Below are 23,390 nucleotides of genomic sequence, written 5' to 3'. Positions count from 1 at the left end.
AGCCCCCTAAGCTTGTTTTTGAGACTGCTTTTGTTGTTGTAGCTTAATGTACTCGATCACAAGTTGACGCACGCGGTCATCGTCACCCAACCGCCGTGCTTCTTGTAAAGCCTGTTCTGTTTCACCAATCTGTTTGGTCAACGGTGCAACATTCATGATCAACTGAATATAATCATCAATCTCGCCCTCGCTAGTTGACTCATTTAACTGCATTGATTCGATATCGATCACCAGGTTTTGTAAATGATCATCGTGAATAAAATCAACAAACTGCGCTGGTGCATAACTCTGGTGGGTCTCAAAGTACCCTTGTGCCAAGGTATAAACCAGCTGGTAATCATCGTCAACAAAACTGAATTGCGGAATACCGGTCACGCGCAGCCACACATCGTGGTCGTGGAGCATCCGGTACAGCAAAGCTCGTTCAGCTTTTTCTACCGGCGTACGTTTGACTACCTGCTGCTGTTGTGTCTGCGGCTGGCTTTGCCCGGGACTAGCGACCGGTCTGGCTTGCCGCTCAGGTGTTTTCTGAGCTGGTTTTACCATGGCCAATTGCTGGCGCAGACTGCTCTTTTCCAGCTGAAAACTATCAGCCAGCTGAGTCAGATAAACGTCTTGTTCAACCGGTGATTTCACCGTTGCCAAGATGGCGAGAATCTCATTGAGATATTGCAGCCTGCCAGTATCCGTTTTTACATCGTACTGGGTCTTCAAATACCGCATCTCAAATGCTACCGGCGTTTCGCGGGCGGATTCCAACGCACTAGCAAGTTTTGCTTCGCCGTACTTTTGACGATATTCGTCAGGATCCATTCCCTCAGGCATCTGAATGACACCTAACGTTAAACTGGAATTATCACGTAAAATGGATAACGCTCGTTGCGTCGCCTTTTGACCTGGCGTATCACCGTCATAACAAACGTAAACTTGCTTGGTGATCCGCTGAATCGCGTAGATCTGTTCTTCCGTCAAACTGGTTCCCATGGAAGCCACGCCATTATCCACACCTGACTGGTGGGCTGACATGACATCCATGAACCCTTCAAACAGGATCAAGTTGCCCTGCTTTCGCACGGCTCCCCGCGCTAAGTCAAAGTTAAACAGCACTTTGCGTTTATTAAACAATTCGGTTTCCGGACTGTTTAAATACTTTGGCTGGTCCGGCTGCTGCTTCAGCATCCGGCCAGAAAAGGCAATTTCCTGGCCTGACTGGTTGCGGATGGGATACATGATCCGATCCACAAACCGGTCACGTAATTCGCCATCCTGATTTTCAATGAACAGACCGGAATGCCGCAACGTCTGATAATCAATCTTACGGGTGTCAAAGAACGGCTTCAGCAGTTGCTTGCTAGGAGCATACCCCAGACCGTAATCCGAAATCGTTTGATCGGTCAAACCGCGTTTATGCAAATAATCTAACGCTGGCTGACCCATTTCCGTGTTCATTAAAATATGCGTGTAAAGCTTCGTTGCGTCCTGGTGCAGTTTAATCAGCTGATTAGTCGGTGACTGCGGGTCACCATGCTGACCGGCACCGGTTGCCGCGTTAACGATTTGCTCGTCAAGCGAAACGTGTGAAAATTCAGCAACTTTAACCACTGCTTCTTGAAAGCTGAGATTTTCCAGCTCCATCAGAAACTTGAAGACGTTACCGCCTCGACCGCAACTGAAACAGTGAAAGATTTGCTTATCTTCAGTGACTGAAAAAGAAGGTGTCCGTTCTTCATGAAATGGACACAGACCAAAGAAGTTCTTCCCTTGCTTCTGCAATTGGACATATTGACTAATAAAATCCACGATATCAGTTGCATCGCGGACTTGTTCAATTACCTGTTCGGGTATTCTCGCCAACGGCGCAACCCCCTTCATTTAACAACCAAATCACTTATAAAACGTCGGTAATAACCTGCGGATAAATTGTCAAAACGAATTCATAATCATTATCAATCTTTCTTTTTTGCAATCTACCGCGTACGTAGTTATATCATATCAAGTTAAGTGTATATGTGCAACTAAAACACCCTCATATGTAGTCAATTAAAAAGAGCACATTTGACTTGATTATGCGAACATGTGTTTGTATAATGAATTTAACTTTAAAAGGTGGTGTTGAAGATGACCAAATTCATTAACTTAACTGGCACACTGATGGCAGACCCAAAGGTAATCAAGCAAGTGCCTACAATGCTGTATATTCCTATTCTAACAGTTGATGGGCAAACATTACACTGTATTGTGGTTCAGCATGCCTTAGACTTCTTATACCGGGCACATGCGAACGCCAAGATTGCCGTCTATGGCCACTACAATCAGCGCCACCAGTTCGTGATCAATAAATATTTTGTTCGGGCACAAGTATCGTGACTCGCAAAAGGTTGGTTTGAGACAATTCTTTTGCCATCAAGCATTTTATGCCAGCCTGTTTCCAGGCAAGACAATCATGATATTTCTAAAGTCATTAAAAAAGCCGACTGCAGCTTTAAAAAGTTGTAGTCGACTTCAGTCCGTTATTTAGTTTCCCCAATCGCCAAACTGTACCAAGCCATCTTACCATCCGGTGTTTCATCAATCTCCTTAAGTGGAATATTGTTAATGTTGTAAATGCCTAGCTTATAGTTAGTCAGCTGGTTTCGCTTAGCCTGGGTGTAACCTTCCTCATCCAGCAGTTTCTTAACACCCGCGATTTTGGTATCGTTTGAAGCAGCCCGATTGTCATAGAGATACTTAGATATTTGATTGAACGCGATAATATTCTGATAACCCTTAGTTGAAACTGCGTCATCATCGCCGTCGTCACCATCTACAAGCGTTCGGTAGCCGTAGTTATTAGCTGCAATCTGCGACATGCCCAAATCAACCGGTGTGTTTGGAAACAGCTCCATAATCGAACGGGTCAGCTTTTGATAATTACTGTCCTTAATGTACTCCAGATAATCGGCTGTACTGGTAAAATCGTTCGGATAGACGATATCCGTATTTGCGTGATTAATCGTCTTACCAGGAGCAATCAAACTCCAAGCCACATAACCAAAGACCATTTCTCTTTTATTCTTGGTAGTGATTGGAACTCCCACATAAGCGTACCAGGTTTCCTTACCATTGTGTTTCAAACGAATCGAATGGCGCCGAGAAAGATTAACGTTAGTATAATCTTTCAAGTTCGCGCGTACCTTAGTGTGCGACCAATCCCACAAATAAGCATTCTTGTTGGCACTGATAACGTGATAGTCACCACCGCCATAAGTCGGCTCACTATAGCGCTTACTGGTAACTTGATAGCCCTTGCTGTTATACCCTTTAGACAGATAGCCTGCCCAAACCCAACCCCGTTTACTTTGGGGAAAATTGGAGACATAGACATACTTAGAATGTCCTCTTGTCCCCGTGGCCCCTTGGTACCAGGTATAAGTCGGGTAGTTTTTTAAATTATACAGTTTCTTGGTATGTGTATCGTTCCACATATAAACCGACTTTTTGGCCGACTTCAAGTGGTACGCAGTCACTTTAGTATAGCGGTTATATTCAAAATTATTGTCTAAGTTCAAATTTTTATATGACGTTTTCCACATAGACGCAAGCGACTGCGTAGCTCCATGCGCTGGCACAGCCGTCAAACTCAGCAAGCCTAGCGTAGCTGCAAAACCAGCCAAAGTAATCTTAATTTTTCTGCGCATTTGGATCTTCCTCCCTAATTAATCCCCGAATAATTGCTATGAATAGGAATTCATCAACAGCTTGAGTATAGTCTAGACCGCTGATATCAAGCAAAGGTTTTGCAACTTAATTATTTAAAATTTAAAAATCAGCAAAAACCGCTCTGAACGATTAGTCCAGAACGGTTTTCTAACTTCACTTAATACTATTCAGCTTTCCCTACTGCCAAATCATACCAGGCCAGCTTACCATCAGCAGTCTGATCATTTGATGAATTGAATGGGATATTGTTAACGATGTAAATACCCAGTTTATAATCCGTCATTGAATTCCGCTTAGCCTGAGTATATCCTTCGGCATCCAGTAGTTTTTTGACACCGGCAATCTTCGTGTCATTGGAAGCCGCACGATTATCATAGAGGTATTGGGACACTTTATTGAACGCAATAATATCCTTGTAACCCTTGGTTGGAATCGCGTCGTCATCTTCTTCACCATCAATTGTTGAGCGGGAATCATAGTTGTTCGCGGCAATCTTTGACATTCCCAGATCAACGGGGGTATTCGGGAACAGCGCCATGATCGAACGGGTGAGCTTTTGATAGTTGCTATCCTTGATGTATTCCAGATAGTCAGCAGTGGTGTTAAAACCGTTTGGATAGACAAAATCCGTATTGGCGTGGTTGCTGGTATTGCCAGCCGCTAACAGACTGGTGGCCACATACCCTGACACATCACCCTTTTTAGTCTTAACTGTTACATAGGCATACCAAGTTTTCTTACCGCTATGCTGCATAAGCACTGAATTACGCTTAGAAAGATTCTGATTGGTATAATCCTTCAGGTTCAAACGAACCTTGGTGTGCGACCAATCCCATAGGTAAGCATTCTTGCTAGGATCAGCAACGTGAAATGGTCCGCCAGCGTATGTCGGCTGAGTATAACGTTTGCTGGTAACCTGATAGCCTTTGCTGTTATAACCCTTGGATAAGTAACCAGTCCAGACCCAGCCCACTTTAGTCTGTGGAAAATTAGTGACCCGGACATACTTGGAATTACCCTTCGTCCCCGTAGCCGTTTGGTACCAGGTATAACTCGGATAGCTCCTTAAATTATGGAGCTTCTTGGTGTGCGTATCATTCCACATATAAACCGACTTCTTGGCCGACTTTAAATGGTATGGTGTCACCTTGGTATATTCATTGTACATAAAAGTGCTATCTAATTTGACGTGTTTAAACGCTGCGTTCGCTGAAACCGCAATTGACGGTGCATCCGCGTGAGCTGACACAGCCGTTAAACCTAATAGGCCTAACGTCACTGCAAAGCCAGCCAGCGTCGCTTTAAATCCTGTTCGCATTTTAAAAGTCCTTCTCCCTAAATAATTGCTAAAAACGACCCACCTGATGATTTAAGTATAGCAACGCTACTCACTGCAGACAAGCGCTTGACAAGGGGTGTGAAAAAATAACATAAAGTGAACTTGTAAGTGTCCTCAGTCCGCTTCACAAAGTTAATGTTTGTAATCAAAAAGGGCGTTTAGAATGCTGATCATTCCAAACGCTCCTTTATTTGTCCCTACTCAAGTTTAATTTGAGTTAGTTTTCTTTTGTACATAGTAAGTGACAACAGAACCCTTGCTGACATTTTGAGCTCCTGGCTGTGAACCAAACCCGTCATCTTCTGAATAAGCAGGTATATAACCAGCAGGTATGTTCATATATTGAGTTGATTGGCTTGGTGCGGTATCGAATTCATAGCCAAAGTCCATCGTCGTTTTACCGACCGTTGTCCCAAATGGAACGATCACAGAGCCAACTTTTTGACCGGTACTTCTTTCAACATAGTTGACCGTCACGCCGTCCTGCGCGCTAACGGGAGCAATCTTTTTTAAGGAGCCGTCTCTAATGACACCGGCAATTCGCCGATTAGAAAGGTCTTGGACACTTAACCAGCGGTCGCCTTGGCGCGTCCGCGTCTCAGCAGCATTGATCACAAACACATCGTTAGCATAGTCAGCTGACGAAACCTTGTTAGGCATGTTAATTTCCACTTCAAACGGACCGGTCTCGAATGGTGTCGAGTAAACCTTTGCGGTACCATCATTGGCAGTACCCGGATTGGCTAAATGGTAGAACCCAGTCGCCTCATCCTTAGTTAAGGGACTTGGTGTAACCGTCCTAAAGGAAGTAACACCCCCAGCGGGTACTGTATGAGCAGCATCCTTATACCGAACGTAGCCAACGCTAATGTCTGTTGTTTTACCATTATAGATCCAGCCTTGCACTTTATGATCGAAGGTTGCAATTTTAAGGTAGACACTGTGTCTATTCGTAGTCGCCGTTCGCAGGTACATAAAAGAATCCATCCCGCGTTTTGAAGCAGCGTATTGTTTAAGTTGAGCCGTTGTTTTGACGACTTTGGCGCCCTTAGTTGTCCCAGGCTTATTGTAAAGTGCCTTCTTACCCGTCACGTTCAGGTAAGTACTTGATATAACCAGTGGATATGATGTTTTAATGACTTTAGCATAGCTCTTCGCTTGAGCAGTAATCGAACTAGCGCCAATCCCGCCAGCAAGCAAACCCACCGTGAGTAATCCCGTTAACCATTTATGTTTGAGCATTGCTTTTCCTCCCTGTAGGATCGATCAAATTCATTTCACGAGTTAATTCTAACATTTTTAACGACTACCAGAAAAATTATGCACAAAAAACCAGCTTGAGCCTCCGCCGCTCAAGCTGGTATTTGATTTCAGTTTCATTAATAGCGTAACTTAATTATATCACTTTTAACATCATTGTCGAGCAACACTGCCAGACTGTGCTAGAAGTGCTTTAGACCAATTGTTTACTTAACGATCAACTGGTTGAGGTCGCCAAGGTGCAAGATCAAATCGGATAACTGACTTAACTGGCTAAGACGATTATTCTTAACCTTCTCGTCATCGGCCATAACCATGGTTGCGTCGAAGTAGTCGTTAATGACGGTCTTCAAAGCGGCCAAAGCATCGTAGTAAGCGGAAATATCCATGTCTGGTGCCTGTTTAGCAACCTTATCAACGGCATCGTGAAGCTTTGGTTCACTGTCGTTATCAAATAAGCTGGTATCAACGGCAGTCAGCTTGCTCTTATCTGCCTTCTGCGCAATCCGCAGAACCCGGGTTAAGGCTTCAATCGTGCCCTTAAAGTCATCGTCGTTTTGATGATCGCTCAATACTTGAGCAGTGGTGAAGTTGTCCAGCAGGTCGGTGTTTGGTCCACCGATGACAGCATCCACGATATCGTGCTTAACTTTTTCACCCAGTAAGGTGACTTTAATCCGGTCACGCAGGAAGTCGCCAACGGCTTTGACTTGAGCCTTTTGATCCAGATCAGGTGCCACGTTAGCACTAGTTTCAGCAGCAATGGCGTCTTCCACCATCTGCTGGTTAAAGTGCCACTTGTTGGTACGGATAATCCGCACGATTCCAGTCGCTTGACGACGCAAAGCGTATGGGTCGTTAGAACCGCTTGGAATCATACCAGCAGCGAAGAAGGTCAAAATACTGTCGATCTTATCGGCAATGGCTAAGACAGCACCAACGGTGGATTCTGGTAAATCGCCATCGGCTGAAATTGGCATGTAGTGTTCGCGGATTGCTTGAGCGACCACTGGGTTTTCGCCGTTCAATAAGGCGTACTTCTCACCCATGACCCCTTGCAATTCAGCAAATTCACCAACCATGCCGGTAACTAGGTCAAACTTGTAGATGTGAGCAGCCCGAACAAGGTCCTTGATCTGCGTATCGTCTAAGCCAAGTTTCTTACCCAGGTTTTCGGCAATGACAGCAACCCGTTGCATCTTGTCGTACATGGTACTGATCTTGTCGTGGAAGCTGACAGCCTTCAGCCGTTCAACGTAGTCTTCAACGGTCTGCCTTTGATCTTCTTCATAGAAGAACATGGCATCGGCCAAACGGGCTGCTAACACCCGTTCGTTACCGGCAACCACATTTTGAATGTGATCGGCATTTCCATTACGAACGGAAACAAAGTGCGGCAATAGCTTGCCGTTTTGATCCAGAACGTAGAAGAACCGTTGGTGATCACGCATAGAAGTGATCAGCACTTCGTCTGGAATGGCCAGGTACTTCTCATCAAAACCGCCGGTAAAGGCAGTTGGCCATTCAACCAAGTTGTTAACTTCCTCCAACAAATCAGGGTTCAGCTTGATCACCCAGTTATTGTCGGCAGCGATTTTTTCGATCTGAGCCTGAATCTTAGCTTTCCGCTTCTTAGCATCAGCAATGACGAATTCACTGTTCAAGGCGTCTTCGTAATCGGTGGCGTTGGCCAAGGTGATGGTCTTGCCTAAGAACCGGTGGCCGCGAGTTTTGCGGTCGGTTTTAATATCCAAGATTTGGAACGGAATGACCTTGTCGTCTAACAAAGCTACCAGCCACTTGATTGGGCGAATGTATTCAAAGTGGTAACTGCCCCACTTCATCATGGTTGGGAAAGTCATGCCAGTAACGACGTCCTTCAAACCAGCTAAGACTGATTCTACTGATTGACCAGCAATGTGTTTTTGAACGTAGACGTATTCCGTACCCTTTAATTCTTTAAAGGTGATGTCGTCCACCGTAACCCCTTGGCCGCGAGTGAATCCTTGGGCGGCTTTGGACCAGTTGCCATCCTTATCCAAGGCAATTTTCTTAGCGGGTCCCTTGACTTCTTTGTCAACGTCCGGCTGTTTGTCAGCTAAGCCACTAATTTGAATAGCTAATCGACGTGGTGTTGAAAACGGTGTGATGTCATCAAAACTGATGCGTTCATCTTTGAGGTACTTCTTGGTTTTTTGAACTAATTGTTTGATGCTTGGGGTCACAACGTGAGCAGGCATCTCTTCCAAACCAATTTCAAGTAAAAATGTATGTGCCATTACTTCTTGTCCTCCCCGTCTGCTAATAATGCTTGCCGTTTTTTCTCGTCTTTGATCAACGGGAAGCCGAATTCTTTTCGTTTAGCAACAAAGGCTCTCGCAACAGAGTGTGCCATTCGGCGAATCCGAGACAGATAACCGGCCCGTTCAGTAACGGAAACGGCACCGCGAGCGTCCAACAGGTTAAAGGTGTGTGAACACTTCAAAATGTAGTCGTAAGCTGGGTGCACTAAGCCGTTAGCAATCTGCTTTTTAGCTTCGCCTTCATAATCATCAAACATCTGCAGCAGCATCTCTTGGTTGCTCTTTTCAAAACTGTAAGTTGAGTGTTCGATTTCGGGTTCCCGGAAAATGTCACCATACATGACACCATCGCCCCATTCCAAATCGAAGACACTGTCAACGTCTTGGATGTACGAAGCCAGCCGTTCGAGACCGTAAGTGATTTCTGATGTGACAGGATCCACTTCCAGGCCGCCAACGATTTGGAAATAGGTGAATTGAGAGACTTCCATCCCATCAAGCCAAACTTCCCAACCAACACCGGCACAGCCCATTGAAGGGTTCTCCCAGTTATCTTCAACGAACCGAATATCGTGTTCCAAAGGATCGATACCCAATTCTTTTAAACTGTTTAAATACAGGTCCTGAATGTTTTCTGGTGAGGGCTTCATCACAACTTGGAACTGGTGGTGTTGATATAACCGGTTGGGGTTTTCAGCATACCGGCCATCCGCTGGCCGCCGTGATGGTTCTACGTAAGCCGCGTTCCAAGGCTCTGGGCCGATTGCCCGCAAAAAGGTGTACGGGCTCATGGTCCCGGCACCCTTTTCCGTATCGTAAGCCTGCATCAGCATGCAGCCTTGTGCGGACCAATATTGCTGCAAGGTCAAGATGATTTGTTGCATTGACAATTTCTTGGTCAAAACTATATCCTCCTATTGTGTGACGGCAATGATGAGAGACAAACGGCACAAAAAAACGTCCCAATGTAGTCTGATAGACCTACATAGGGACGAAAGTTATATTTCGCGGTTCCACCCTACTTCTGGGTGACCCCAGCAGCTTCGTTTGCATCAGCTCGAAAAGTGCCAATTGATTCACGGTCACTTCGGCTTGCACCTATTCCGAAGTCGCTGTTTGACCGTTAAACCAACCCTCTTTTTTCATTGCCAATCACTATTCAATTCCCCATTATTTTAAGCGTCTGCAAAATAAAAGTCAATCTCAACTAACGAATTACTTTAAGTCCAGCTCCCCCTGCTTTAAAGAAAGCAGAATTGCTAAAACAATGAAAATAAACGATCCAGTAAAAGCCACGTGCATACCCGAAATAAATAATTGCGGCTGATTTGGTAGATACGTAGTGACCTTAGTGTGGGCGATAAAACTCATGACGCTGAATAGTACCGTGGTGGATAACGCAGTGCCGGACACCATGCCGACATTCCGTGCCAAGGCGTTAATACTGCCGGCACTGCCAAGCTGGTCCTTGTCCACTACGGACATGACGATATCGCTGTTTGGGGATTGAAATAAACCGGTGCCAGTCGCCATGATCACCGTGATGGCACCGTAGACCCACAGCGAGCTGTGAAGGTCTAAGAACCAGTAACCTAATTGCGACAGCGCCACGGTACTCAGTCCCAGCGTCACAATTTTGGCAGGGTTAAAGCGGTCGGCTAACACCCCACCGATTGGCCCCGCAATCATCGTTACCACTGGAAAGATAATCATCAGTAAGCCGGCCTGCCCAGCACTTAAACCGCGGGCATCCTCTAAATAAAATGGCATGAGAACAACCGTAAAAAAGTTGGATAAGAAAATTAAAATAGCGGCGCCGATACCATAGGAGAACGGCTTAATTTTGAAAATACTCAGTGGCATTAAGGGTGCAGTACTGTGGCGTTCAGCACTGATAAACCAAACGACTGAAACCACGGCAATCACGTAACCAGATAGCGGTACCGCAGTGAAATACCCCACCTCTTGTCCCCAGAAAATGGCGAGAAACAGACTGACGATCAATAGCGCAAAAGAAACCGAGCCCGGCCAATCGATTTTTCTATCCGCTGATTCTGGCATCGATTTAGGCAAGACAATTTGACCAAGAATAATCGCAAAAATGCCTAGTGGAACGTTGATCCAAAAAATGTATCCCCAGCTAAAATGAGACAGCACTAGTCCGCCAACCCCTGGGCCGGCAACTGCACCAAAGGACACGAAGGTGCCAATCAATCCCATGGCTTTGCCACGTTCCTTTAGATTAAACGTTGCGGTAGTGATGCCATAAGTGTTAGATAAAGTCATCGCCGAACCAATCCCCTGTATCACCCGGCCCAGCAGTAAAAGCTCAAAGGTCCACTGCAGCCCTGAAATGAAAGACCCAATGATAAAAATGGCTGTGCCAATTCGAAAAACTTTAATTTTACCGTACATATCACCTAATTTACCGAAAAATAGCAATAACGCGCTAACCACGATCAAATAAATGGACACCACCCATTCAATTTTATTCATGGGAATGACCAGCTGCTTCGCCATCACTGGCATGGCAACGTTAACGATGCTGGAATCCAAGTTGCTCATAAAGGCAAAAATCCCGATAGAGAGCAGGATCCACCACCGTCGTGGCTGAGTTTCGCTCATTTTGACAACCCCCAATCTACTCTTATTGGCCTGATTATAACTGGTATTTAAGATTTAGGGTGCGTTAAAGCTCACGTTAAAAAAGACTTTTATGATAAACTATACCAATTTTATAATTTATCACACAAAAATCAGTTGCTTTCACAAACTGTTTTATCTTAATTGCTTATTTTGTGAATATAGTTAAGCGCTCTTTAATTGCCATAAAGCTATTTTGAAATTAAAATCACAAGCTAGACTATTGTAAAATGCTCCAATGAAGTGTATTTTTAATATCGTATCAAAGTTCATTTTTGGGTTTACCAATTTATTTATGACAATTTTTCTTACGAATTAAAAGGAGGAATTTTCAAATGGCTTATGCAACTATTAATCCCTATAACAATGAAGCCGTCAAAGAATATGCTTATACTACTGAAGCTGAATTACAGGCTGCGCTAGCAACTGGTCACGCGCTTTACAAACAAAACAAAAAGCAGCCGGTAGCGGAACGGGCCGCTATTTTACACAACGTTGCCGCTAAGTTACGTGAACATTCCGCAGAACTAGCACGAACCTGCACCATCGACATGGGTAAACTACTTCGCGAATCCGAAGGCGAAGTTGAACTATGCGCCATTATCGCCGACTGGTTCGCTGACCACGGTGAAGAAATCCTGACCCCTGAAAAAATTGATACCATTGCTACGGGTGAAGCTGAAATTCGTCATTCAGCAACGGGTATCGTCATGATGGTAGAACCATGGAACTTCCCTTACTACCAAATTATGCGGGTGTTCGCGCCGAACTTTATCGTGGGTAACCCAATGATTTTAAAGCACGCTGCCAATACACCTGCCAGTGCACAAATGTTCGCCGACGTGGTTGCTGAAGCCGGCGCGCCAGAAGGATCACTAACTAACCTCTTCCTGTCATACGATAAAGTCACCGAGGCCATTGAAGATCCACGGGTTCAAGGTGTCGCACTGACTGGTTCAGAACGGGGCGGTACTGCGGTTGCTGGTGCGGCCGGCAAGAACCTCAAGAAGAACACTATGGAACTTGGTGGGATGGACCCATTTATCGTGCTAGACGATGCCAACATGGACGACGTCATTGACATTGCATGGCGTGCCCGTCTCTATAATGCTGGTCAAGTATGTACTTCATCCAAGCGTTTCATCGTGATGGACAACGTTTATGACCAATTTGTTGACGGCTTAAAGGAGAAATTTAGTAAAGTTGTCCCTGGCGACCCGCTAGATCCTAAGACTTCATTGGCGCCAATGAACCGTGAAAAGGCCAAGAATAAACTGCAAAAACAAGTCGATGATGCAATTGCCGCCGGCGCAAAAGTGGTTTACGGCAACGAACCGATCGACTTGCCAGGCCAATTCTTCATGCCAACCATTTTGACTGACATCGACAAGGATAATCCCGCGTACTCAGAAGAAATGTTTGGCCCAGTTGCCGCTGTTTACAAGGTTCATTCTGAAGAAGAAGCTATTGAATTAGCTAACGACAACCCTTATGGTCTAGGCGGAATCGTCTTTGCCGGCGATGCCGACCACGGCGCAGAAGTAGCCGCTCAAATCGAAACTGGAATGGTTTTCGTTAACAACTTCATGGTGACCTTACCAGAACTGCCATTCGGTGGCGTTAAGCTTTCCGGTTACGGCCGTGAAATGAGTCATATCGGTGAAATGGCCTTTGTTAACGAACAACTGATCGTTAAAACTGACAAACCAAACTTGGATAACGTTGCCGGTGGTTTAGTAGCAACTGATCCAGCTTAATTCATTACAATCCTGATCCACAAAAACGCCTGCAATCAATATAATTGCAGGCGTTTTTTACTCATTTTTTTGATTATCTAACGGTTTCCACTTCATCATCTGATCTATGAAACGCTTAGACCTAGGGTAGACCCCAATCGTATCTGCATAGATCATATCCAAAGCTCGACGTAAATGCTGCTTAGTCTCTTCGTGAACGCTAATGGTTTTCAGCTTAGTTAAATCAATTGCTGAAAACTGGCGCAGGTAATAAATCGTTCGTTGATCTAAATCTAGCCGGTTGGGGTCTAAATGCCAGTGTGCCTGGCATAAAAGCCCCCCATAGGATTCAGAATAGTCAAAGGGGAGATCCGTCCGACCGCAAATGACGCATTGCCGCAAATTCGGTTCTACCCCAAACAAACTCATCATCTGAACTTCAAAGATATTGCTTATAATGGCTTCATCTAAACCATTATTGATCAGTGACAGAGCGTGAAACAGACGCTGATACCAGCCCCCGAGGAGCTGATTGTCTGGAATCGCCATGTCCAGCAGCGACATGATGTAAGTAGCGTAGGCATTTTTAGAAATATCCTGACCGATATTGGTAAAGTTAGCCGTATCCTTAGCCGCATTAATAAATGACAGTCCTGGCTCACGAATATCACCGGCATACACGCCATAAGTAAATGGCAGCAAATCAGCCGTCATTTTAAACCCGCGCTTCTTGGCACCACGGATAAAAAACATCCGCTTACCAGCCTCTTCGGTGAAAAACTTAATCAGCATATCTCGTTCGCGATATTCTTTTTGATACATGACAATGCCATGAAAATTCATGAGTTGTCCAGTCATCGTATCACCACACTCTAATAATCGTCTTTACGGTACCCGTATGATTGCAAGGCTGATGATTTGTCACGCCAACCCGGAACAACCTTGACCCAAAGTTCAAGGTAAACTTTATCGCCCAACAGATTTTCAATATCCTGACGAGCCAGCGTCCCAATCTTCTTTAGCATGGAACCGCCCTTACCGATTAGAATTCCCTTTTGAGTCGGCCGATCAACAATGATGGTCGCCTGAACATGAATTTTCTGTTCGTTTTGACGACTCATTTTGTCAACCACTACCGCAACTGAATGCGGAATTTCCTGACGGGTCAACTGAAAAATCTTTTCCCGAATCAGTTCGGAAACGACGAATCGCTCCGGATGGTCAGTGACCTGATCGTCAGGATAGTACTGAGGCCCATGTGGCAGCTTGCCAACCAACTCGTTTAACAGTTCTTCAACGTTGTTGCCTTCCAAAGCAGAAATTGGCAATACTTCCTGCCACTTAAGGGCATCTTTATACTGATCAATCACAACTAACAAGTCATCAGGGGTGATCTGATCAATTTTATTAACAACTAAATAAACCGGCTTTTTAACTGTTTTCAGGCGGTCAATAATGAAATTGTCGCCGGCACCGCGCCGCTGTTCTGCATTGACCATCATGATCACCGCGTCAACTTCATTTAAAGAAGACAACGCTGACTTCATCATGTAGTCGCCCAGCTCGCTCTTCGGTTTATGAATCCCTGGCGTATCAATAAAAACAATTTGCGCATCGTCCGTTGTGTAGATTCCCTGAATCTTGTTACGTGTTGTTTGTGGTTTGTCGGACATGATGGCAACTTTTTGACCCACCACCCGATTTAGTAAGGTTGACTTGCCGACGTTTGGCCGACCAACAATGGCCACGAAACCACTTCGATAATTTGGATTATCCAAAATGTACTTCCCTCCTATAAGTGAATGTTAAATTTCTGTATCAGTTCTGGAATAAAAATCAGACAGCCAATCACCACCGCAAAAATAGCCGCAATCAAAACACCGCCAGCGGCAACGTCCTTAGCTTTTTTGGCTTCATCATGGTAGTGATGGTCAACAATCAAATCAACGATGGACTCGACTACGGTATTCAAAACCTCAGCCACTACCACCACGAAAATAGCCAAAGTGATCCAAAGCCACTCGTTAGTAGTCAGTTGCAGCCAAATCCCCATAATCACCGCAATGGCAGCCAAAATAATGTGTTTACGAAAATTACGTTCGGTAGACACAAGGCTATAAACCCCGTCTAAAGCGTGAATCAGCGATTGAAAGAAGTTATGGTTTTTATTTACTTGTTTATCGTTTAAGCCCATATGCGTCGAGTATATCCCTTTGTAGTTTGAACATCACTTTTTCGTCTTCAGGCTCCATATGGTCGTAACCGTTAAGATGAAGGAAACCGTGAACAACTAAAAAGCCCAGCTCACGTTCGTAAGAGTGTTCCAAATATTCTGCTTGTTCGCCAACCTTATCAACTGAAACAAAGATATCGCCGATGTTTTCCGGAATTTCTTCCTCTAGTTCTTCATCCATTACAATTGGAAATTCGTCATCTTCAGCACTGTCTTCAATGGCAAAGCTAATGACATCCGTTGCCCGGTCAACGCCACGGTATTCGCGGTTAATTTCTTGAATGCGGTCATTGTTAACAAACGTCACTGACATTTCGGTGTTTTCCTTAAGTTTAATGTACTTGCCAGCGTACTCCAGTACGTCTTTGACTAATTTAACGTGTTCTTCTGGAACGCCATTTTTAGTTTCATCGTAAATTTCTAAATCCATGTTTTATACTCGTCCTTATTTATTTTCCACAGCTTCATAAGCATTAATAATTGCGGCAACCACTGGGTGGCGAACCACGTCGTCAGCCGTAAACTGTACAAAGTCAATGTGATTCACATTCTTCAGAATTCCCATGGCCTGAACCAGCCCGCTTTGGCTATGCCGCGGTAAATCAATTTGCGTAATATCGCCGTTAACAATCATCTTTGAACCGAAACCAAGCCGGGTCAAAAACATCTTCATTTGCATATTCGTCGTGTTTTGAGCCTCGTCTAAAATAACAAACGCACCATCTAAAGTACGGCCACGCATGTAGGCCAACGGCGCAATTTCAATCACGCCGCGTTCCATTAAACGGTTGGTGTGTTCTGCTCCAAGGATGGCGTACAAGGCATCGTAGATTGGCCGCAGGTAAGGGTCAACTTTATCCTTCAAATCACCTGGCAAAAAGCCAAGGGACTCACCCGCCTCAACGGCAGGTCGGGTCAGAATAATTTTTTCAACGTCGCCGCGCTTCAAAGCAGCAATGGCCATCACCACTGCTAAATAGGTTTTACCAGTACCAGCGGGACCAACACCAAAGGTCACGTCATTATGCTTAATTGCGTCAATGTACTGCCGTTGGCCGTAATTTTTTACCCGTACGGCACGGCCCTTAGCATCCTTAATCAGGGTTTCGGTATACAGATCCAAGAAGTATTCCAGAGTGCCCTTGTCAGCCATCTTCATGGCACTCATGACGTCGGCACTATTCAGCTGAATGCCTTGCTGGATCAGCTTATCCATATTCTTTAGGATGTCCATGGCCTTTTGGACCTGAAACGGTTCACCGGCAACCTTAATGGAATTGCCAAATGGATGAATGGTTACGTTTAACCCTTCTTCTAAGAGCGAAACGAACTGATCCTGCGCACCCAAAATAGCGACTCCCTGTTCTGGATTTGCTAAGATATATTCTTTTTCAGTTTGCGTATTGTCAGCCAAATACAATTGACTCCTTTACATTAAATTAGATTTCTTAGACCATTATACGACAAAGCTGTCAGAAAAGCTCGACCAAGTGTGATGTAAGCGATTGGAGCGCCATTTTCAGGTTCAAAGTGAGCCATTCATTTATCAGAATATAACAAAATTATCATCCCAAATATAACATATTTGCGGTATCATATTCCCTAGATAGGAGGGATGTTACCTTGAAAATTCTTGGCATTCTTGGGGCTCATCGACACGACGGTTTGACAGCTCGTATGCTCTCGACAGTTTTGGAGAACGTACCAGCACCTCATACCACCGAAACAATTTACTTGGAGGACTATGATTTTCACCCTGATCAGGCTGGCAAGCGTGACCCAGTTTTAGATCAGCTGACCGCTAAGCTATTAGAAAGTGACGTCTGGGTACTGGCTGCTCCCACTTACTGGGGTGGCCTAGCAGGTAAAATGAAAGACTTTCTAGACTGCATGCGCGGTCGTCTGGTTCGCTTCGATCATAAGGGTGGCACTCATCCGGACCGCTTTGAAAATAAGCACTATCTCAGCATCACCAGCTGCTACGCCGGAACGTTTGAAAACTTTGTCTCCGGAATCACCGACACTAGTTTCCGGACCATCGATAAGATCATGTCCGCTGCGGGTTTGATCAAGATCAACGAACTGGTTCTACCAGGAACCTTATTCATGAAGCAGATTCCAGCGGGTAAACTAGCTGAATGCAAGCGACTGGGAAGCAAACTGATCACTAAACCGAAACGAGATGATAATACATTGAAACGTTATATCGAACTTTTTTGCATGGTTGCCGTCATGGCTTTCTTAACAATGGGCATCCAATTTTTGTTCCACTTAATTTCTGCCGGGGAATTCTGGGTCGTTTATGCTAGTTTCGTACTGATCTTCTTTATGTTACTGGCCAGCATTTTGCACTTCTTCACCGTTGTTAAGCATCGGCGCCGGTAAGCATTATTGTATTTAGCAATTATATATTTGTATATGCCAAGTAACCGCTCATTTTACTGAATGGGCGGTTAATTTTTATTGCGTTACAGCAATAATTTGCTGGCGTAACCGTTGCGCAGCTGTTAGCGGAGCGTTGGCTTTCATAATTGCGGAAACAACGGCTACACCGTCAACACCTGCTGGTTTAACCGTTTCAACATTAGCAGCGTTTAAACCGCCGATAGCATAAACTGGAATATCAACTGTTTGCTTAATCGCCTTAAGCGTATCAACACTGGTTCGAACCGTCTCAACGTGAGTGGTCGTTGGAAAAATGGCCCCTACTCCAAGATAATCAGCACCCTGTTCGACCGCTGATCGTGCTTGTTCAAGCGTTTTCGCGGTCGCTCCAATAATCGCATCCGGACCCAATATCTGCCGGGCAGCTTCGACGGGTAAGTCCTTTTGTCCAAGGTGCACTCCCGCAGCCTTCACCGCCTGCGCAATATCTAACCGATCATCAATGAGTAACGGTATTTGATACTTGTCAGTGATTTGTTTAACAGCGTAAGCCCGCTGGAAATATTGCAAACTAGTTAACTCTTTTTCACGTAGTTGAACAAGATCAACCCCGCCCTGACACGCTTCGTCAATTATTCTCAGAAACTCCGCCTCCGAATAATTTAACGCATCCGTCACTAAATACAGCGGTCGATTACTAATTTTCATAATTGCCTCCCAATTAGCTGAATTTCTAATACTCGCCAACAGTCTATCGAAAATTTCCGCACTTGTCACGTGAATATTCTTGCTTGACTTCCACAACGTTCTAGCTTATAAATATAACCAATGAGTCCGAAAAGTGACTCAATTTTAAAAATTAAATAACGTTAGTTCGTCTGGGGTGCCAATTGGCTGAGATTAAACCCATCGAACCTGATGTAGTTTGTACTACCGAAGGAAGACAACTTTTACTGAATTTATCAGCCCAAAGACCTTCCTGCATGAAAGGCCTTTTTTCGTGCAGGAGTGGTTAATAAACCGGACTTGATAACGTATCCCCTTCCTCGTAGACAAACGGAAAGGGGCTTTTTTATGGTTACTGTAAACGGCGAGCCACTAGCAGACGCTGCTGGTCAAAGCCTACTCACGTTTTTACAACAGCGCAAGACGCCTGTCGATAACGTTGTTGTGGAGTTAAACGGGACGATTATTCATCGGCCTGAATACGAACAGACACTTATTAAACCGGATGACAAACTGGAACTCATATCGTTTGTCGGTGGCGGTCGTTAAGGAGGAATGCGCATGCAGCCAACTATTCAAGGAATGGCCATTGCAGATGTTTATCAAGGGATGAAGGACCGCAACGTTGTAAATTCCACCGATCGCTTAGCCAAAGCTCACGTAACCATTGCCGGTGCTGGCGGTTTGGGTTCCAACATCGCCATCGCGCTAGCGCGAATCGGAGTCGGGTATTTGACCCTGATCGATTTTGACCAAGTTGAACTGAGTAACTTGAACCGACAGCAGTTTAAGCTCAGTCAAGTGGGCATGGACAAGGTCACCGCTCTCAAACAAAACCTGCAGGAGTTCAACCCCTTCGTCACTATCGACACTCTAGTCGAAAAAGTAACTCACGATAACGTAGCGAAATTCTTCGCTGATGCCGACATTATCTGTGAAGCATTTGATAACCCCAGTGCTAAAGCCATGCTACTAGACGCAGCCAGTGAATTTTTCCCTGACAAGCCCATGGTCATGGCAACTGGGATGGCGGGCACACACAGTTCCAACTCCATTGTCACCAAACAAGTCCGCCCTAACCTGTACATTGCGGGTGACGGCACGACTACCGGTGCTGAAGGTCTTATGGCACCGCGAGTTATGATTGCGGCGGGTCACGAAGCAAATATGATTACCCGTTTAATTTTAGGAGAAACCAATATTTAGGAGGAAATAACATGTCAGAAGAAACCGATCTGCTCACCATTGGTGGTCACACATTTACGTCACGTTTTATTCTCGGATCCGGTAAATATTCCTATGACTTAATTGATTCGGCCATTAACCAAGCTAAGGCCCAAATTATCACCATGGCTTTACGCCGAACCGATTCAGCGGAAGAAAATATTCTCAACTACATTCCTGAAGGCATTACCATTCTGCCAAACACTTCAGGTTCAACCAACGCACAAGAGGCCATTCGGACCGCCCGTTTAGCCCGGGAGCTTAGTGGCAGTAACTTTATTAAATTGGAAGTTGTCCCGGATAAAAAGTACTTAATGCCGGATAACAATGAAACCGTCAAAGCCACCGAAGTATTGGCAAACGAGGGGTTCATCGTCATGCCCTACATTCTGCCTGACTTAAACGTTGCCCGTCAGCTGGTAGATGCTGGCGCCGCAACCGTGATGCCTTTAGCAGCCCCAATAGGCACAAACAAAGGACTGGCAACCAAAGATCTGATTCAAATTTTGATTGATGAAATTGATGTACCTGTAATCATTGATGCCGGTATTGGCCGTCCTAGTGAAGCAGCCGAAGCTATGGAAATGGGCGCCGACGCCATTATGGCCAATACGTCCATGGCGACCGCAGAGAATATTCCGCTCATGGCAGAAGCCTTCCGCCTGGGCGTGGAAGCTGGCCGAAAAGCTTATCTTGCAGGTCCTGGCCGCATTATTGAACGCGGTGCCGTTGCTTCATCACCACTCACCGGCCTAAGCAAATGATTCGCGATACCAATAAGTGGCTGATATTTCAACACCGGTTTCAGCAAATTATTCAGCTTTCTGACGATACAATCGGCCAGAATCGTTTAGTCTATTCGCCAAATTGGGTAGCAGCTCAAACAGCTCTAATTCAATTTGGTCAGCAAATCGGCCTCACCGCAATGGTCGACAACTACGGCAACGTTTATTTAGATCTGCCGGGTAAAGATGATCGAGTAATTGCGACTGGCTCGCACATAGATACCGTAATCAACGGCGGTAAATACGACGGGTTATACGGTGTCCTCGGCGGATTGCAAGCCGTTGATGAACTCAAAGAACGCTTTGGGACGCCCCAGCATACTCTGCGCCTGATCTCTTTCAGTGAGGAAGAGGGCAGCCGCTTTAAGGCCACGTTCAGCGGGTCTAAATACTATGCGCTTCATCAATCCGTAAAAGATCTGACTGATTCTGAAGGTGTCAGTTTTGAACATGCCCGGAGCACTGCCGTTTCGCATCTGCAGTCACTGAATGATGTCATCGTTAAGCGACCAGTGATTCCAGATAGTTTTACCGAACTGCATATTGAGCAAGGTCCTAGACTGGTCACCAGTCATGATCAAATTGGCTTAGTTTCCGGTATCGTTGGTCAGCGACGATATACCATAACGGTTCAGGGTCAATCAAATCACGCTGGCACGACACCCATGAATAACCGGCACGACGCCCTCCAAACTGCGGTCATCCTGATTGCAGCACTTGAACGGCGTGCTCACGAACTAAGTGATAGTCTAACCTTTACCGTTGGTCAGTTAACGGTTACTCCGAATGTTTCTAACGTAATTCCGGGAACCGTTCACTTTACCGTTGATATTCGCCACGCTGATGATAGTGTTCTAAACCACTTTGAACAAATAATCAACGAACGTTTAACTCAAGTAGCGGACCCACTCACTAAAGTGACTGCCAAGCGGTACGTCAAAGACTTACCCGCAACGTTTGATTCAACCCTGCTTTCACAAAATCAGCAACTTGCAGAGCAATTAGGACTCAGCGCACGGGTCATGGTTTCGGGTGCTGGTCACGACAGTTACGTGATGAGTCAAGTATCACCCACTACGATGATCTTTGTCCCCAGTGAAGGTGGCATCAGTCACGCGCCTAACGAACTGACTCATCCGGCCGATTTAAAAGCCGGTATTAACTTATTAATGGCTAGTTTGCATGCCCAGGCATACTAGTGATTAAACACTTTCCCACTAACCAAAAAGAACTGAGTGATTGCTATACGCAATCACTCAGTTCTTTATTTGGTTAAACTTATTTACTTAATAATGACTTAACGGTCTTATTAACTAAACTACCGTCTGCCTTACCTTTAAGTTTAGGCATCACTGCACCCATGACTTTACCGAAGTCGGCCATTGAGCTGGCACCAACCCCGCTAACCGTTTTGGTAACGATGTCTTTAACTTCATCGTCGCTCAGTTGCTTAGGTGCGTATTTCTCTACCAATTTGATTTCGGCATCCAAACCGTCAACTAAATCTTGACGGCCAGCATCTGCGAATTCTTCACGAGATTCTTTACGCTGCTTAAGTTCACGAGAAAGCACCGTTAATTCTTCATCATCGCTTAAATCGTGCCCAACCTTGATTTTTTCGTTGGTCAAAGCTGCCTTAATCATCCGAATAACACTTAAAGCTACCTTATCGCGAGCCTTCATGGCCGTTTTTAAATCCTCTGTAAGCGTGTCTGATAATGACATGTCAAAAACCTCCTAATAGTAATTAATTGGTTTGCCATCTTGGTGTCGCCAATCCTCAAAAAAAGACTCCTGCTAAACAGGAGCCTCGGTGCAACTAGAAGCGCTTCTTATTCTTGCGTTTTCTTGCTGCTTCTGATTTTAATTTCTTTTTAACGCTTGGCTTTTCATAAAACTCACGTTTACGGTATTCTTGTAAAGTACCGCTTTTTGAAACGGTTCGTTTGAAGCGCCGAAGAGCATCGTCAAGAGACTCGTTTTTGCGAACGACTGTCTTTGTCATGTAAATCCCTCCCTCCGAGCTCTAGTAGTAACCGATTGAAAATGAACAACAAAAGAAGCCCTTTCCAATAGTTCCTTTTAATTATACCTACCTAATGCCAGAACGTCAATCATTTCAATTAAGTTTTAATGCAGAAATTCAAATATCGCCTGCCAGTTTCGACCTGTGCTAAAATTAGACTAACTATAAGAATAACGGAGGCTTCATTATGGCTGAAAATTCAGGTATCGATATCTTCATTATTTCAGACTCATCCGGTGAAACAGCACTAACCGTTGCGCAAACTGCAGTGGCTCAATTTCCGGATATCGAAGTTAAGTATCAGCGGTTTCCCTTTATTCAAACCGAGTCCATTCTCAGCGGCATCTTAAAAATGGCTGCTCGAAAAAAAGCTGTCTTGTATTATACACTAGTCACTCACTCTCTGAGTGAACAAGTAAAAAGTTTCACTGAGGAAAATCACTTGCAGGCTTTTGACTGCATTCAGCCAGCAATGAAAGCACTAGCTGACCGAACAGGTGTCAAACCCGCTTCTATCCCAAGTATTAACCACAGTCTCACGGATACTTATTTTGACCGAATCGGTGCCATGGAATTTGCTGTGGCTTACGACGATGGAAAGGATCCCACTGGTTTACTGAAAGCTGACATTGTCATTTTGGGTGTTTCACGGACATCTAAAACGCCACTCTCACTATTTCTGGCCAACCGAGGTATCAAAGTGGCCAACTTACCATTATCGCCAACCTCACAACTACCCGATGAATTATGGCAGGTCGACCCAAACAAAATTATTGGGCTCACTAACAGTCCTAAGGTCCTGAGAAGAATTCGGCAGCAACGAATGCTTTCTTATGGTTTACCAGCAGAAAGCGCTTATTCAGACACTGAAAAAATCAAGGCGGAGCTGAAATATGCCGACGAAATTTATAAGAAGATCGGTTGTCTAGTAATCAACGTCTCCAACAAATCAATCGAAGAAACTGCGACTTTAATTCTTGAAAGTCTCAACCTGGAACCAGCTGAAATAGACACCATTAAGGATTAGTCTC

Annotated in this window: 23 protein-coding genes and 1 riboswitch; of the genes, 8 read left to right on the top strand and 15 right to left on the bottom strand. The window is 44.9% G+C overall.

The window, feature by feature from the left end:
- Positions 1–6: 6 nt before the first annotated feature.
- Complete coding sequence (gene dnaG / locus JUE95_RS00370) at positions 7–1,872, bottom strand: DNA primase (RefSeq protein WP_203648345.1); 1,866 nt, start codon at positions 1,870–1,872, stop codon at positions 7–9.
- Between the two features lie 246 nt (positions 1,873–2,118).
- Between dnaG and JUE95_RS00365 the strand changes: the two genes are divergently transcribed.
- Entirely contained in the window at positions 2,119–2,367 is a 249-nt protein-coding gene (locus tag JUE95_RS00365) for a hypothetical protein (RefSeq protein WP_203648344.1), read from the top strand.
- A 143-nt stretch (positions 2,368–2,510) separates the two neighbouring features.
- Here JUE95_RS00365 and JUE95_RS00360 read toward each other — a convergent pair whose 3' ends face one another.
- The 6 genes from JUE95_RS00360 to JUE95_RS00335 all read right to left on the bottom strand — a co-directional run bounded on the left by JUE95_RS00360 (position 2,511) and on the right by JUE95_RS00335 (position 11,226).
- On the bottom strand, positions 2,511–3,677 hold the full coding sequence (locus tag JUE95_RS00360; RefSeq protein WP_203648342.1) for a hypothetical protein: 1,167 nt from the start codon (positions 3,675–3,677) through the stop codon (positions 2,511–2,513).
- A 185-nt stretch (positions 3,678–3,862) separates the two neighbouring features.
- The gene (locus JUE95_RS00355) at positions 3,863–5,017 is read right to left on the bottom strand and encodes a hypothetical protein (protein WP_203648340.1); all 1,155 of its coding nucleotides are present in this window, start codon (positions 5,015–5,017) and stop codon (positions 3,863–3,865) included.
- Between the two features lie 228 nt (positions 5,018–5,245).
- Entirely contained in the window at positions 5,246–6,280 is a 1,035-nt protein-coding gene (locus JUE95_RS00350; protein ID WP_203648338.1) for a GW dipeptide domain-containing protein, read from the bottom strand.
- A 224-nt stretch (positions 6,281–6,504) separates the two neighbouring features.
- Positions 6,505–8,577, bottom strand: coding sequence for a glycine--tRNA ligase subunit beta (gene glyS / locus JUE95_RS00345; RefSeq protein WP_203648336.1), 2,073 nt, complete (start codon positions 8,575–8,577; stop codon positions 6,505–6,507).
- Complete coding sequence (gene glyQ / locus JUE95_RS00340; protein WP_089087908.1) at positions 8,577–9,503, bottom strand: glycine--tRNA ligase subunit alpha; 927 nt, start codon at positions 9,501–9,503, stop codon at positions 8,577–8,579. The genes glyS and glyQ overlap by 1 nt, the downstream gene beginning before the upstream one ends.
- A gap of 313 nt (positions 9,504–9,816) precedes the next feature.
- Positions 9,817–11,226 (bottom strand): MFS transporter, encoded by a 1,410-nt coding sequence (locus JUE95_RS00335; protein WP_203648334.1) that lies wholly within the window; start codon positions 11,224–11,226, stop codon positions 9,817–9,819.
- 353 nt (positions 11,227–11,579) lie between these two features.
- On the opposite strand from JUE95_RS00335, the gene JUE95_RS00330 reads away from it, so the two are divergent.
- Positions 11,580–13,001 carry an NAD-dependent succinate-semialdehyde dehydrogenase gene (locus JUE95_RS00330; RefSeq protein ID WP_203648332.1) on the top strand — a complete coding sequence of 474 codons (1,422 nt, stop codon included), beginning with the start codon at positions 11,580–11,582 and terminating at the stop codon, positions 12,999–13,001.
- Between the two features lie 57 nt (positions 13,002–13,058).
- Here JUE95_RS00330 and recO read toward each other — a convergent pair whose 3' ends face one another.
- Genes recO through JUE95_RS00305 form a run of 5 tightly spaced genes read right to left on the bottom strand, consistent with a single transcriptional unit; the run spans position 13,059 to position 16,627 of the window.
- Complete coding sequence (gene recO / locus JUE95_RS00325; protein WP_203648330.1) at positions 13,059–13,838, bottom strand: DNA repair protein RecO; 780 nt, start codon at positions 13,836–13,838, stop codon at positions 13,059–13,061.
- 14 nt (positions 13,839–13,852) lie between these two features.
- Complete coding sequence (gene era, locus JUE95_RS00320; RefSeq protein ID WP_203648329.1) at positions 13,853–14,758, bottom strand: GTPase Era; 906 nt, start codon at positions 14,756–14,758, stop codon at positions 13,853–13,855.
- Positions 14,759–14,772: 14 nt separating this feature from the next.
- Positions 14,773–15,174: a diacylglycerol kinase family protein gene (locus JUE95_RS00315; RefSeq protein ID WP_203648327.1), complete on the bottom strand. Its 402-nt coding sequence runs from the start codon at positions 15,172–15,174 to the stop codon at positions 14,773–14,775.
- Entirely contained in the window at positions 15,158–15,643 is a 486-nt protein-coding gene (gene ybeY / locus JUE95_RS00310; RefSeq protein WP_203648325.1) for an rRNA maturation RNase YbeY, read from the bottom strand. Before ybeY ends, JUE95_RS00315 begins: the two co-directional genes overlap by 17 nt.
- Positions 15,644–15,658: 15 nt before the next feature.
- Positions 15,659–16,627 carry a PhoH family protein gene (locus tag JUE95_RS00305; RefSeq protein ID WP_203648323.1) on the bottom strand — a complete coding sequence of 323 codons (969 nt, stop codon included), beginning with the start codon at positions 16,625–16,627 and terminating at the stop codon, positions 15,659–15,661.
- A 209-nt stretch (positions 16,628–16,836) separates the two neighbouring features.
- Here JUE95_RS00305 and JUE95_RS00300 point away from each other — a divergent pair, with 209 nt between their 5' ends.
- A complete protein-coding gene (locus JUE95_RS00300; protein WP_203648321.1) occupies positions 16,837–17,598 on the top strand; it encodes a flavodoxin family protein in 762 nt (253 codons plus the stop codon).
- A gap of 75 nt (positions 17,599–17,673) precedes the next feature.
- Here the strand turns inward: JUE95_RS00300 and thiE are convergent, their stop codons facing one another.
- Positions 17,674–18,306: a thiamine phosphate synthase gene (gene thiE, locus JUE95_RS00295; RefSeq protein ID WP_203648319.1), complete on the bottom strand. Its 633-nt coding sequence runs from the start codon at positions 18,304–18,306 to the stop codon at positions 17,674–17,676.
- A gap of 161 nt (positions 18,307–18,467) precedes the next feature.
- A riboswitch (TPP riboswitch) is annotated at positions 18,468–18,557 on the top strand.
- 115 nt (positions 18,558–18,672) lie between these two features.
- On the opposite strand from thiE, the gene thiS reads away from it, so the two are divergent.
- From thiS to JUE95_RS00275, 4 genes are read left to right on the top strand one after another with little or no spacing between them, the layout of a single operon-like run.
- Entirely contained in the window at positions 18,673–18,873 is a 201-nt protein-coding gene (gene thiS, locus JUE95_RS00290) for a sulfur carrier protein ThiS (RefSeq protein ID WP_203648317.1), read from the top strand.
- A gap of 12 nt (positions 18,874–18,885) precedes the next feature.
- Complete coding sequence (gene thiF / locus JUE95_RS00285) at positions 18,886–19,530, top strand: sulfur carrier protein ThiS adenylyltransferase ThiF (protein ID WP_373305644.1); 645 nt, start codon at positions 18,886–18,888, stop codon at positions 19,528–19,530.
- Between the two features lie 11 nt (positions 19,531–19,541).
- The gene (locus JUE95_RS00280) at positions 19,542–20,312 is read left to right on the top strand and encodes a thiazole synthase (RefSeq protein WP_203648313.1); all 771 of its coding nucleotides are present in this window, start codon (positions 19,542–19,544) and stop codon (positions 20,310–20,312) included.
- Positions 20,309–21,532: a M20 family metallo-hydrolase gene (locus tag JUE95_RS00275; RefSeq protein ID WP_203648311.1), complete on the top strand. Its 1,224-nt coding sequence runs from the start codon at positions 20,309–20,311 to the stop codon at positions 21,530–21,532. Before JUE95_RS00280 ends, JUE95_RS00275 begins: the two co-directional genes overlap by 4 nt.
- A 79-nt stretch (positions 21,533–21,611) precedes the next feature.
- Here the strand turns inward: JUE95_RS00275 and JUE95_RS00270 are convergent, their stop codons facing one another.
- Together JUE95_RS00270 and rpsU are read right to left on the bottom strand one after the other, a co-directional pair.
- Positions 21,612–22,058, bottom strand: coding sequence for a GatB/YqeY domain-containing protein (locus JUE95_RS00270; RefSeq protein WP_203648309.1), 447 nt, complete (start codon positions 22,056–22,058; stop codon positions 21,612–21,614).
- Between the two features lie 94 nt (positions 22,059–22,152).
- A complete protein-coding gene (gene rpsU, locus JUE95_RS00265) occupies positions 22,153–22,338 on the bottom strand; it encodes a 30S ribosomal protein S21 (RefSeq protein WP_054655423.1) in 186 nt (61 codons plus the stop codon).
- 208 nt (positions 22,339–22,546) lie between these two features.
- Between rpsU and JUE95_RS00260 the strand changes: the two genes are divergently transcribed.
- Positions 22,547–23,386, top strand: coding sequence for a pyruvate, water dikinase regulatory protein (locus tag JUE95_RS00260; RefSeq protein WP_203648307.1), 840 nt, complete (start codon positions 22,547–22,549; stop codon positions 23,384–23,386).
- The last annotated feature ends 4 nt before the right edge of the window (positions 23,387–23,390 follow it).

Origin of the sequence: Secundilactobacillus yichangensis (genome assembly GCF_016861565.1) — a bacterium.
GTDB lineage: Bacteria > Bacillota > Bacilli > Lactobacillales > Lactobacillaceae > Secundilactobacillus > Secundilactobacillus yichangensis.
This window is presented reverse-complemented; position numbering and strand designations above follow the sequence as displayed.